The organism is Streptomyces sp. NPDC020747 (assembly GCF_044334695.1).
Lineage (GTDB): Bacteria > Actinomycetota > Actinomycetes > Streptomycetales > Streptomycetaceae > Streptomyces.
The window spans coordinates 1-12,011 of record NZ_JBIRTJ010000011.1; the positions used below are offsets into that span (position 1 = coordinate 1).

Below are 12,011 nucleotides of genomic sequence, written 5' to 3' on the forward strand. Positions count from 1 at the left end.
TCGAACTCATCGGCGGCGTCCGCTTCCCCGCCATCGGCGAACTCCCCTACCTCCTCACCCTCGCCGGCCACGGCTTCTACTGGTTCCGACTCCGCGCGGAAGCTCCCCACACCAAACAGCGATTGATGGTGTGCGCCTGAAAGGACGGGTCGCCATGCGCAAGGTCGTATCACCCCGCCCCAGCAGCCACAGTCCGGCACTCCTGCTGACGTCTCTCGCGGGACTGCTGCGGACGTGGTTGCCGGAGCAGCGCTGGTTCGCGGGCAAGGGCCGGCGGGTCACGGAGCTGGCTCTGTTGTCGGCGACGGAGCTGCATCCGGGATGCCTGCATCTCCTGGTCAGTACGCGGCACGACACCGCCGCTCAACTGCCCGGGGACTGCTACCAGTTGCTGCTCGGTGTCCGGGAGGTCCTGCCGCCACGGCTGGCCCACACCCGCATCGGCCGGGCGAGCGAGGGGCCACTGGCCGGAATGACGGTGTACGACGCCCTTCAGGAGCCCCGGTCGGCGGACCTGCTCCTGGAGCGGCTGCGGACTCCGGGCACGGTGGGCCCGCTGCGGTTCGAGCGTGAGGCGCATGTGGCGATCCCCGCCGGTCTCACCCCGCGTCTCCTCGACGCGGAGCAGTCCAACTCGTCGCTGGTGTACGGGGATTCGTACATCCTGAAGATCTTCCGGCGCGTCCAGCCCGGCATCAACCCGGATCTCGAAGTGCCCTGGGCGCTGGCCAGGCAGGGCTGCACCCGTGTACCCGCACCCGTGGCATGGTTCCGGACCTCGCAGCCGCAGGCGGCGACACTCGGTGTGCTGCAACCCTTCCTGCCCGACGCCGACGACGGGTGGACCCTGGCACTCGAATCGCTCGCCGCGGGACGGGACTTCACCGACGAGGCGTACGAACTGGGGAAGGCGACGGCCGAGGTGCACCTGGCACTGGCCGGTGCGTTCGCCCTCGGCGTCCCGGTCGGACGCCGGAGCAGACGGCTCGCGGCCTCGATGAACGAGCGGCTGGACGCCACGAGCCGGTCGGTGCCGGACCTCCTGCCGTACGTGGACGGGCTGCGGGGTGCCTTCGACGCGCTGGCCGCCCTGGACTCGGGCCGTCCGGTGCAGCGGATCCATGGCGATCTCCACCTCGGTCAGGTGCTGCGGGCCGGGAAGCGGTGGTTCGTCATCGACTTCGAGGGCGAACCGGCCCGTCCGATCGCCGAGCGACGGCACCCGCAGCCGCCCGTACGCGATGTCGCGGGCATGCTCCGTTCCTTCGACTACGCCGCCCGCAGCCGTCGCCCATGGCGTCCTGAGTGGGCGCGGCACTGCCGGGACGCGTACTGCGCGGGGTACGCCGCGCAGGCACGCTGGGACCCGCGCGGCGAGCCCGAACTGCTGCGCGCGTACGAGACGGACCGTGCTGTGTACGAGGTGCTGTACGAGGCCCGGCATCGGCCCGACTGGCTGCCCGTACCGATGGCGGCGATCGCCCGCCTCGCCGAGCGCGCCTCCGCACCCGCACCATCCGGCTCCGGTACTCAGAAGCCGGTCCCGTCCTTCCACATTGCTCAAGGAGGCTGAACCCGTGGCCCGCAACATCACCGCAGCCGTGACTCTTCCGGTGCCCGAGGACGTCCGGCCCGCAGTGCGGCCGCCGGCGTTCCCCATGGACGCGACGGATCGGGAGCGCCTGTTGTCGGGCGCCCACCACGATCCGCATGCGCTGCTGGGGGCCCATCGCGTGCCGGAGGGGGTCGTCCTCCGCGCGTTGCGGCCGTTCGCCACGGCGGTGGCCGTGGTGTCGGCGGACGGGCGGCGCATGGAGCTGGGCAGCGAGGGTGACGGCCTCTTCTCGGGTGTGCTGCCGCTCGAATCGGTTCCCGAGTACACCTTGCTGGTGAGGTACGAGCGCGGCGGCGAGGTGGCGGTGCAGGATCCGTACCGGTTCCTGCCCTCGCTCGGTGAGTTCGATCTGCATCTGTTCGGCGAGGGGCGCCACGAACAGCTCTGGCAGGCGCTCGGTGCCGAGCCGATGGCCCACCAGGGCGTGGCCGGCACCCGCTTCACCGTCTGGGCGCCCAACGCCCGGGGCGTCCGGGTGGCCGGGGACTTCAGCCACTGGGACGGGACCGCGTTCCCGATGCGGTCCCTGGGCTCGTCCGGGGTGTGGGAACTGTTCCTGCCGGGCATCGGCGAGGGCGCGCGGTACAAGTTCGAGATCACCTCGCGGCACGGCCACCGGTTCCTCAAGGCCGACCCGATGGCACGCCGGACGGAGGTGCCGCCCGCGACGGCGTCGATCGTGACGGCGTCCCACCACGAGTGGGGCGACCAGGAGTGGCTTGCGCACCGCGGCGACATCGCCGTGCACGAGGCGCCGTTCAGCGTGTACGAGGTCCATCTTCCCTCCTGGCGCAAGGGGCTGACGTACCGTCAATTGGCTGACGAGCTCCCGACGTACGTGGAGGACCTGGGCTTCACCCATGTTCAGCTGATGCCGGTGGCGGAGCATCCCTTCGGTGGTTCGTGGGGCTATCAGGTCACCGGCTTCTACGCGCCCACAGCAAGGCTGGGTACGCCGGACGACTTCAAGTACCTCGTCGACGCGCTGCACCGGGCCGGGATCGGCGTGATCATGGACTGGGTGCCCGCGCACTTCCCGAAGGACGACTGGGCCCTGGCCCGCTTCGACGGGGAGCCGCTGTACGAGCCTGGCGACTCGCGCCGCGCCGAGCATCCCGACTGGGGGACCTACGAGTTCGACTACGGGCGCACCGAGGTACGCAACTTCCTGGTCGCCAACGCGGTCTACTGGTGCCAGGAGTTCCACATCGACGGCCTGCGGGTCGACGCCGTCGCGTCCATGCTCTACCTGGACTACTCGCGCGAGCCCGGGCAGTGGACACCCAACGTCCACGGCGGCCGGGAGAACCTCGACGCGGTCGCCTTCCTCCAGGAGATGAACGCGACGGTGTACCGGCGGGTGCCGGGCGTGATGACCATCGCCGAGGAGTCGACCGCCTGGGAGGGGGTGACCCGCTCAACCGACAGTGGTGGTCTGGGTTTTGGCCTGAAGTGGAACATGGGCTGGATGCACGACTCGCTCGAATACGTCGCGCACGAGCCCGTCCATCGCAAGTACCACCACAACGAGATGACGTTCTCGATGGTGTACGCGTACAGCGAGAACTACGTCCTGCCGATCTCCCACGACGAAGTCGTGCACGGGAAGCGGTCGTTGGTGTCCAAGATGCCGGGCGACTGGTGGCAGCAGCGGGCCACGCACCGGGCATATCTGGGCTTCATGTGGGCGCACCCCGGCAAGCAACTCCTCTTCATGGGACAGGAGTTCGCCCAGGGCGCCGAGTGGTCCGAGGCCCACGGACCCGACTGGTGGCTGCTCGACCCGTCGTACGGGGCCGCCGCCGACCACCAGGGTGTGCGGGACCTCGTCCGGGAACTCAATCGTCAGTACGGGGTGACGCGTGCGCTGTGGGAGCGGGACTGCGATCCCTCCGGGTTCGCCTGGGTGGCGGGGGGTGCGGCGGAGGACAACGTCTTCGCGTTCCTGCGGTTCGACGCGGATGGCTCGCCGTTGCTCGCCGTGTCCAACTTCTCGCCTGTGGTGCGGCACGAGTACCGGCTCGGTGTTCCGGACGACGTGCCCGCCTGGGGGGAGGTTCTGAACACCGACGCGGTGGGCTTCGGGGGCAGCGGGGTGACTGGGCCCGGCCCCGTCAAGGCTGAGGCTCAGGGGGAGCAGGGGTGGACGGCGAGTATCCGACTCACACTGCCGCCGCTGGCTACGGTGTGGCTGCGGCCGGCTTAGCGTTTCTCGCCCCCGCCCGCCCCTACCCTTCCCGTCCCTTTTCGGGGGCGCTGCCCCTGAGGAAGTGACGGGAACGGGTAGGGGCGGCGGGGGCGAAAAGAGATCTACACACTCCCCCGGTACCGCCGCAACGCCGGCATCGTCACCGCCAGGACCAGCATCGTGACGACCACAAGCAGCCCGCCGCCGGCAACAGCCGTGCGCGCACCCAACGCGGAGCCCGCCGTCCCGTGGAGGACGTCGGCCAGCCGCGGACCCCCCGCAACCACGACCGTGAAGACGCCCTGCATACGGCCACGAAGCTCATCGGTCACGGCCGACAGAAGGATGGCCCCGCGGAAGACCATGGAGACCATGTCGGCGACCCCGGCGGCGGCAAGGAACGCCACGCCCACCCACAGATTGGAGCTCAGACCAAACCCCGTGATGGCCACTCCCCAGGCGACCACCGCGGCGATGACCATGAGCCCGTGCCGCCGCGCACGCGAGAACGTGCCGGACATCAGCCCGCCGAGCACAGCACCGATCGGGATCGCCGCGAAGAGCAGCCCGAGGGCGAGCCCCTCGCCGTACGGGGCGTACGTCTGGGCGGCGAGCTGCGGGAACAAGGCCCGCGGCATGCCGAAGACCATGGCGATGATGTCGGCGAGGAACGACAGCAGGAGCACCTGGTTGAGGGAGATGTAGCGGAAGCCCTCCGCGATCCCTCGCAGGCCTGCCCGCCCGGCGGCCGCCGCGGTGGTACCCAGGGGCGGTAGCGAGGGCAGCCGGTAGACCGCCCATACCGTGGCGCACAAGGCCAGAGCGTCGATCAGATAGAGCTCGGCGAGGCCCACGACGGGGATGAGGGCTCCGGCCAACAACGGTCCGGCGACGAGGCCGGTCTGCATGACGGTCGAGCCGAGCGCGTTCGCCGCGGCCAGTTCGTCCTTGGGGACCAGCCGGGCGATGGAGGCCTGGCGGGCCGGGGAGTTGAGGCCGAAGAACGCCTGCTGGACGGCGAGCAGCACCATCAGGACGCCGACCGATTCGAGTCCGGTGACGGCCTGTATCCAGAAGAGCAGGGACGTGACGGCAATCCCGATGTTCGTGACGAGAAGAAGCTTGCGCCGGTCCACGCTGTCGGCGATCGCGCCGCCCCACAGCGCGAAGACGACGAGGGGCAGGAGTCCCGCGAAACTGGCGTAGCCGACCCAGGCCGAGGATCCCGTGATGTCGTAGATCTGCTTGGGTACGGCGACGGCGGTGAGCTGGCTGCCCACGGCCGTGACGATGGTCGAGGACCAGAGGCGGCGGTAGGCGGGGCGGCGCAGCGGCCGGGTGTCCATGGCCCAGCGACGCCAGCCACCGCTTCTCTTCGGTTCCGGGTCTGCTGGGTCCGCCGGGTCTGCCGGCCCCGAGGCCCCGGTATCCGATTCCGCGCCGTTTTCCGCACCGCTCTTGCTCGTGTCCACGCCCGTCCTGGTTCCTCGACCTGGTTCCTCGACCTGATTGCTCGATACATCTTTCGATTCGAGGATCACTATCGCCGATACGAGGCCACCTTCGCCGGGCGGACCGATCCGTGGACGGGACGACAATGGACGGCTGCCGGGCAGACCGGCGCGTCAGCCTGTCGCGCGCGAGCCCTCAACCGTCGTCAGCAGCGACGCCGCCTGCTCGCGAGCCCGGTCGAGGGCGCCCGGAAAGATGCGCAGTCCGTGGGCGACCAGGGCACCCTCGTGGAGCAGCATCAGGGAGCGGCCCAGGGAGTCGGCCGTGGCGGGCGCGAGCGGGCGTACGAGGTCGGTGAACAGGGTGAGCATCCACTGCTTCTGGCCGGTGATGATCGCGTACGCCGGGTGGGACGTGTCGTCGATCTCCGCGTGGGCGTTGACCATGCTGCAACCCCGCGGGCCGGCCGTGTCCATCCAGTCGCGTGAGGCCTCGAAGACGGCGAGAACGCCGTCGTGCGGGGTGTGGGCCGCGTCGAGGCGGGGTGCGAGGAAGGCCCGCCAGCGCTCGTCGCGGTCGGCGAGGTACTCGACGACGATCTGGTCCTTCGAGCCGAACCGGTCGTAGAGCGTCTTCTTCGTGACACCCGCCTCGGCGGCGATGAGGTCGACGCCGACGGCGTGGATACCGCGGTCGTAGAACAGTCGCCCGGCCGCCTCCAGCGCCCGGCGGGCGCCGGGAGTCAGCGGCACTCGGCGCGGCCCGTTCGAGGCGGCCGGCCCGCCCGGCGTCACCGAGGTGCTCGACGTGCCCTGCGTCTTCGATGTGCCCTGCGGCTTCGGAGTGCTCATTCCTCAAGAGTAGACCGATCTGTATACTCGACGCCAGGTATACAGATCGGTCTACTTCAATCTACTTCTGTCGGCCGTCCGGCCTTGGAGGTGTGCGGTGTCGTGAACATCCTGTTGTCGATCGCGTTCGTCGGGGCCTGGAGCTCCGGATTCATCGGGGCCAAGCTCGGGTCGGGCAGCGCCCCGGCCGTCACGCTTCTCATGTGGCGCTTCCTGCCGCTGGCCCTCGTCCTGGGCGTCGTCGCGCTGACCGTGACTCGGGCGTCGTGGCGTGGGCTCACGCCCCGCGTTCTGGTCAGGCAGGCCGCCGTGGGGGCGCTGTCCCAGAGCGGCTATCTCCTGACGGTCTACTACGCGATCGAGCTGGGCGTCTCCAGTGGCACGACGGCTCTCATCGACGGCACGCAGCCCCTGGTGGCCGGAGCCCTGGCCGGGCCACTGCTGGGCCTGCCGGTGTCGCGTACGCAGTGGCTCGGACTGGGGCTCGGCGTGACGGGTGTCGCCGTCGTCACCGCGGCCGACGCCGGTGCCGGGACGGGCGTCGCATGGTGGGCGTATCTCGTGCCGTTCCTCGGCATGCTGTCCCTGGTGGCGGCGACCTTCCTGGACCGCCGGTCCCGTACGGACGTCCGCCCGATGGTGTCGATGACGGTCCACGCCGTCACAAGTGCCTTCGTGTTCACGGCACTTGCCGCGGCCACCGGAGCGGTCGCACCACCCGCGAGTGGCTCCTTCTGGACCGCCGTGGTGTGGCTCGTGGTGCTCTCCACCTTCGGCGGGTACGGGCTGTACTGGCTGATCCTGCGGCGGTCCGGGGTGACCGAGGTCAACACCCTCATGTTCCTGATGGCCCCCGTGACGGCCGTATGGGGTGCGCTGATGTTCGACGAACACTTCGGGACACAGACGGTGGTGGGGCTGGCACTCGGCCTCCTGGCCGTCGCCGTCGTCCATCGGGGCGAGCGCCACAACCGCCGCGACCGCGACCGCCACCACGACCAGGACGGCCACGACAGCTACGACAGCCACGACAGCCACGACAGCCAACAGCCTCCGGGCCCAGGTGCTTTCACGCCCCGGCGATCAGCGTGGCACCGAGCGCGATCATCATCGCGGCGACCAGAGCGTCCAGTACGCGCCACGCCGACGGGCGGGCCAGGAAGCGGCTGAGCAGCCGGGCGCCGAAGCCCAGCGCGGCGAACCAGACCAGGCTGGCGAGGACGGCGCCGAGACCGAAGGTCCAGCGCAGCGGACCGCGGTCGGCCGCGATGGAGCCGAGCAGGAACACGGTGTCCAGGTAGACGTGCGGGTTGAGCCAGGTCATCGCCAAACAGGTGAGTACGGCCCGCCGTCGTGAGCCCGTCGTCCCCGTTTCGACGAGCAGCGCCGACGGCCTGAACACCCGGCGCACGGCGAGACAGCCGTAGCCGATGAGGAAGACACCGCCGATCAGCGCGACCGCGGTCAGCGCCTCCGGCCAGGCCACCACCACCGCGCCGACACCGCCGACACCGAGCGCGATGAGTGCCGCGTCGGACAGGGCGCAGATGCCCACCACCGCGAGCACGGCGTCCCGGCGGATGCCCTGCCGCAGGACGAAGGCGTTCTGTGCGCCGATGGCGACGATGAGGGAGAGGCCGGTGCCGAACCCGGCGGCCGCGGCGGTCAGAGCGCTGGTCACGGCATCCACGCTAGGAAGGCCGCCGTCAGGAGTACAGCTAAAGATTCTTACGTATCATTAGCGTTCGTGATGACAGAGCTTCCGCTCGACCAGGTGCGTACCCTGCTGGCCGTCGTGGACGAGGGCACGTTCGACGCGGCGGCCGTCGTGCTGCATGTGACGCCGTCGGCGGTGAGCCAGCGGGTCAAGGCGCTCGAACAGCGCACGGGGCGCGTCCTGTTGATGCGTACGAAACCGGTCCGGCCGACCGAGTCCGGCGAGGTCGTCGTGCGGTTCGCGCGCCAACTGACCCGCCTTGAGGACGAGGCCAGGACCGAGCTCGGCATGTCGGACTCCGAGGAGCCGACGCGGCTGTCGATCGCGGTGAACTCCGACTCGCTGGCGACCTGGTTCCTGCCCGCGCTCGCCCGCGTGCCGGAAGAGCTGCGCCTCTGCTACGAGTTGCGCCGCGAGGACCAGGACCACACGGCCGCGCTGCTGCGCGAGGGGCTGGTGATGGCCGCGGTGACCTCGTCGCCGGAGGCGGTCACGGGTTGTTCCGTCCGGAGCCTCGGGCGTATGCGGTACGTCCCGGTGGCGGGCCCCGATTTCGCCGCGCGACGGCTCGGCGGGTGGCCGGAGACGCCGTTGCGGGAGGTGATCGCCGACGCGCCCGTGGTGGCCTTCGACCGACGTGACGATCTCCAGGACGCGTTCGTCCGGGGGCTCAAACGCGGTCGCGGCGCGGCGAGTTCACTGCGGCATCTCGTGCCGACCTCGGAGGGGTTCGTCGACGCCGTCGCGGCCGGAATGGGGTGGGGCATGGCTCCAGAGGTGCAGGCGGCGCCGCTGCTCGCCTCGGGACGGCTCGTCAATCTCGCGCCGGACTCAAGGATCTACGTTCCCCTGTACTGGCAGCAGTGGAAGCTCGACTTCCCCGCGCTCGCCGCCGTGTCCGAGGCCGTCGCGGCGGCGGCCGCCGAGGCCCTGGACCCGGGGCGAGGCCACTGAGCCTCGACGACCGGGACGACTCCGCCGCCGCGGCCGTCAGGAAGCCGGGCCCTGCCCCGCTTCCCTCTCCAGGAAGCTGATCACCTGGGCGGCGAGGCCCTCCGCGGCGGATTCGGGGCGGGCACAGACGCCGACCGCCGGCTCGTGCAGGCCAATGCCGCCGGACCAGAGGTAGCGCTCGGTCCACTCGTCGTCGACCTTCAACTGGACCTGGATGTCCACGTGGGAGAGGCCGCTTTCGGGCGCGGCGGCGAACAGGACCGCGGTCGCCCGGCGCAGGGGATAGACGTCGAAGCCCTCGATGAACTGCGAGTTGCGCCAGTCCAGAAACGCGCTCTCGCCGTCGGTCCCGATACGGATGTCGAGCTGGCCGTCTTCGAGATGAATGCCGAAATGCTCGGTCGTACGGTTTTCGACGGTCACCCGGAATCGGAAGTAGATGAGGCCCTCGGCCGCGTCGTCACGACCGCGCGGGGGCTCCGCCTTCTCCAAGCCATGGACGCGAATGCGCAGGCCGGCATGCTCATCGTCGTACTCCTGCCAGTCCCCGACCACATTCGGCTCGTACACGGTTCACCTCTCGACCTCAGAGGGCTGCTGTCTATCCCTGAGCGCGACGAGGTGTCAAATGAGCAGAATGGGCGTTGGCCAGGGATTTTACCCGGCTTGATCGCTGATCAAGCCCTGCCCAGCCAGAACCCTTCTCACAGGCGTCACGCCCGCCGCCCCGGCGTGCTGCACATCACGTCCCCCGGACCCCGCCGCCGACGCGGCGCCCGGCGGCGCCGGTACCGGCTCCGGCACCCGATGCCGTGCGGTGCATTTGAGCCAGTCCCACGGGCTTCGCAGGCCGAATAAGGCCGCTCGCATTTCCCTCACATTTTCACTGTTGATTATTGAATCGATTGAATGCCAGAATCCGTTCAGCCTCGCCGACATACCCCATCGGCGGGGCCGCCCCGGGTTGACCGGGTGAGGATTTCAGCGGAAATTCGGGCGGATTCCCGACCGCCTCGATCCAGAAACTTGAGCCGCGTTCAGCAATGCCTCTTGAGCTGCACTCTTATTTGATAAGGCACGGTATGCCACAACAACCAAGCCCGTACTACGGTTCCCCTCCGGACAGCACGCAGTCCGGACCCGTGGCCCGGAACATGATCGCTTCGCATCCCGACTTCCGTTCCATACGCGGCGCTCACCGCAGATTCGGGGCGGTGGCGCTGTCGATCTCGGTGGGCGGGTTCCTGCTGTTCGTGCTGCTGTCGAGTTTCCTGCCGGATGTGCTCAATCGGCCGCTGTTCGGTCATGTGACGCTGGGACTCGCGGGCGGGGTGGGGCAGTTCGTCGTGATGGCCCTGACCGCGTGGCGGTACATGGTGCACATGGAGCGGCGGATCGACCCGGCCGCCGACCGTCTGCGTGCCGAGTTGCAGCGCGACGCGGCCGCGCGGGCCCGGGTCCCCCAGCGGCAGAGGCGGTTCGGCGAATGGTGACTCTCCCCCAGGACCACCTCGTCACCCTCTCCGCGGGTGTCGTCGGCGGCTTCAGCCTGAAGCTGACCTTCATTCTGTTCGTGTCGGTCGTCGTGGTCAGCATGTTCACCGCGCTCATCACCGCGCCGCAGGGTGACGAGATCAGCGAGTTCTATCTCGGCAACCGCACCATGACACCGCTGCGCAACGGCCTGGCGATGTGCGGGGACTACATTTCCGCCGCCACCCTGCTCGGCAGCACCGGCCTGGTCGCACTGACCGGGTACGACGGCCTGCTGTACCTCGTGGGCACCGGCGTGGCCTGGGTGATGGTGCTGCTGCTGATCGCCGAACCCCTTCGCAACTCCGGCAAGTTCACGCTCGGCGACACCCTGGCGCTGCGTCTGCCGCGCAGCCAACGCTCCGTCCGCCTCGCCCTCGCCTTCTGCACGCTGACCATCACCGTGCTCTACCTCGTCGCCCAACTGGTCGGCAGCGTCGCCCTGCTGACGCAGTTCCTCGGCGAACCGTCCAGCGCCACCCGCACCCTGTGCATCGTCGCCATCGGCACCCTGGTCGTGCTGTACGTGGCGCTCGGCGGTATGCCCGGCGCGACCTTCATCCAGATCGTGAAGGCCGTCATGCTGGTCGTCGGTGTCGCGGTGACCGCCGTCATGGTGCTGCACCGCTACAGGTGGAACGTCGACGACCTGCTCGGCGGAGCCGCCTCCGGCAGCGGGATCGGGCAGCGGTTCCTGGAGCCCGGGCTGCGCTACGGCGGCAGCACGACCAGCAAGCTCGACTTCTTCAGTCTGCAGGTCGCCATCGTGCTGGGACTGGCCGCACTCCCCCACGTGATGATGCGGCTGCTGGCCCCGAGCGCCACCCGGGTGCTGCGGCGTTCCATCCTGTGGGCCATGGGCCTGGTCGGTTTCGTGTGCCTCGCCGCCGGCGTGCTCGGTCTCGGCGCGACCGCGATCGTCGGCCGGGACACCATCGCGGGCATCGACGCGAAGGGCGACGCCGCGGTGCTGCTGCTGGCCCAGGACCTCGGCGGTGCCCTGCTCACCGCGCTCATCTCCTGTCTGGCGTTCGTCACACTGCTGGCCGTGGCCGCGGGCCTCACCCTCGCGGCGGCCTCCTCCCTCGCGCACGACCTGTACGGAGAGGTGGTCCGCAAGGGCCGGGCGAGCCAGCGCGAAGAGCTGACCGTGGCCCGGCTGTCCGCCGTCGTGATCGGCGTCCTGGGAATGCTGCTCGCGCTCGTCTCCTGGGGGACGAACACCGCCACCCTGGCGTTCCTGGCCTTCGCCATCGCCGCGTCCGCGATCCTGCCGACGATGGTCTACACCCTGTTCTGGCGCCGCTTCAACGCGCGCGGGGCCCTGCTCAGCCTCTACGGCGGCCTCATCACGTCCGTACTGCTGGTCGTCTGCTCGCCCGTCGTCTCCTCCAAGCCCGCCTCGTTCTACCCGGACGCGGACTTCGCGTTCTTCCCGCTGCAGAACCCGGGCATCGTCTCCGTACCGGCCGGGTTCCTGCTGGGCTGGCTGGGCACGGTCCTGGCCCGTCGGCCCAAGGACACCGAGCCGGCCGAGACGTACGAGAGGTTCGAGGTCCGCGCGGTGCTGGGGGCGGATCAGCCGGTCTGAGCCGAGAAGCGGGTACATCTCCCACCTGGTGACGAAACGGACGTCCATGTTGACGAAGGGGACGTCCAGGTGCGGAGATGCTCCTGCGACATGACGGCCGACCGTAAGGG

Annotated in this window: 11 protein-coding genes; 7 read left to right on the forward strand and 4 right to left on the reverse strand. The window is 69.7% G+C overall.

The genetic code is table 11. The annotated features are described in order from the left end of the window. The 3 genes from ACH4YP_RS27075 to glgB form a co-directional block, all read left to right on the forward strand. The coding region (locus ACH4YP_RS27075; protein ID WP_361073235.1) for an alpha-glucosidase C-terminal domain-containing protein at nt 1-140 on the forward strand (140 nt) is incomplete at its 5' end. Between the two features lie 14 nt (nt 141-154). After that, on the forward strand, nt 155-1,573 hold the full coding sequence (locus ACH4YP_RS27080) for a maltokinase (protein WP_398493002.1): 1,419 nt from the start codon (nt 155-157) through the stop codon (nt 1,571-1,573). Nucleotides 1,574-1,658: 85 nt separating this feature from the next. Next, on the forward strand, nt 1,659-3,821 hold the full coding sequence (gene glgB, locus ACH4YP_RS27085) for a 1,4-alpha-glucan branching enzyme (protein ID WP_398493388.1): 2,163 nt from the start codon (nt 1,659-1,661) through the stop codon (nt 3,819-3,821). A 104-nt stretch (nt 3,822-3,925) separates the two neighbouring features. Here the strand turns inward: glgB and ACH4YP_RS27090 are convergent, their stop codons facing one another. Both ACH4YP_RS27090 and ACH4YP_RS27095 read right to left on the reverse strand, forming a co-directional pair. Beyond that, nucleotides 3,926-5,275, reverse strand: coding sequence for an MFS transporter (locus ACH4YP_RS27090; protein WP_398493004.1), 1,350 nt, complete (start codon nt 5,273-5,275; stop codon nt 3,926-3,928). Nucleotides 5,276-5,428: 153 nt separating this feature from the next. After that, complete coding sequence (locus ACH4YP_RS27095; RefSeq protein ID WP_398493390.1) at nt 5,429-6,001, reverse strand: TetR/AcrR family transcriptional regulator; 573 nt, start codon at nt 5,999-6,001, stop codon at nt 5,429-5,431. Between the two features lie 207 nt (nt 6,002-6,208). Here ACH4YP_RS27095 and ACH4YP_RS27100 point away from each other — a divergent pair, with 207 nt between their 5' ends. Then, nucleotides 6,209-7,276 (forward strand): DMT family transporter, encoded by a 1,068-nt coding sequence (locus ACH4YP_RS27100; RefSeq protein WP_398493006.1) that lies wholly within the window; start codon nt 6,209-6,211, stop codon nt 7,274-7,276. Here ACH4YP_RS27100 and ACH4YP_RS27105 read toward each other — a convergent pair. Then, the gene (locus ACH4YP_RS27105; protein ID WP_361061405.1) at nt 7,176-7,787 is read right to left on the reverse strand and encodes a LysE family transporter; all 612 of its coding nucleotides are present in this window, start codon (nt 7,785-7,787) and stop codon (nt 7,176-7,178) included. The genes ACH4YP_RS27100 and ACH4YP_RS27105 overlap by 101 nt on opposite strands. 69 nt (nt 7,788-7,856) lie before the next feature. Between ACH4YP_RS27105 and ACH4YP_RS27110 the strand changes: the two genes are divergently transcribed. Beyond that, on the forward strand, nt 7,857-8,777 hold the full coding sequence (locus ACH4YP_RS27110) for a LysR family transcriptional regulator ArgP (RefSeq protein WP_398493392.1): 921 nt from the start codon (nt 7,857-7,859) through the stop codon (nt 8,775-8,777). A gap of 36 nt (nt 8,778-8,813) precedes the next feature. Here the strand turns inward: ACH4YP_RS27110 and ACH4YP_RS27115 are convergent, their stop codons facing one another. After that, a complete protein-coding gene (locus ACH4YP_RS27115; RefSeq protein WP_361061408.1) occupies nt 8,814-9,347 on the reverse strand; it encodes a hypothetical protein in 534 nt (177 codons plus the stop codon). Nucleotides 9,348-9,931: 584 nt separating this feature from the next. Here ACH4YP_RS27115 and ACH4YP_RS27120 point away from each other — a divergent pair. Further along, a complete protein-coding gene (locus ACH4YP_RS27120) occupies nt 9,932-10,270 on the forward strand; it encodes a DUF485 domain-containing protein (protein ID WP_361061409.1) in 339 nt (112 codons plus the stop codon). Then, nucleotides 10,264-11,901: a cation acetate symporter gene (locus tag ACH4YP_RS27125; RefSeq protein WP_398493008.1), complete on the forward strand. Its 1,638-nt coding sequence runs from the start codon at nt 10,264-10,266 to the stop codon at nt 11,899-11,901. The genes ACH4YP_RS27120 and ACH4YP_RS27125 overlap by 7 nt, the downstream gene beginning before the upstream one ends. Nucleotides 11,902-12,011: the final 110 nt, after the last annotated feature.

Excerpts from the sequence above, each read along its gene's own strand:
- ACH4YP_RS27080 (WP_398493002.1), top strand. The coding sequence starts at position 155 with ATGCGCAAGGTCGTATCACCCCGCCCCAGCAGCCACAGTCCGGCACTC.
- glgB (WP_398493388.1), top strand. The coding sequence starts at position 1,659 with ATGGACGCGACGGATCGGGAGCGCCTGTTGTCGGGCGCCCACCACGAT.
- ACH4YP_RS27110 (WP_398493392.1), top strand. The coding sequence starts at position 7,857 with ATGACAGAGCTTCCGCTCGACCAGGTGCGTACCCTGCTGGCCGTCGTG.
- ACH4YP_RS27120 (WP_361061409.1), top strand. The coding sequence starts at position 9,932 with ATGATCGCTTCGCATCCCGACTTCCGTTCCATACGCGGCGCTCACCGC.
- ACH4YP_RS27125 (WP_398493008.1), top strand. The coding sequence starts at position 10,264 with ATGGTGACTCTCCCCCAGGACCACCTCGTCACCCTCTCCGCGGGTGTC.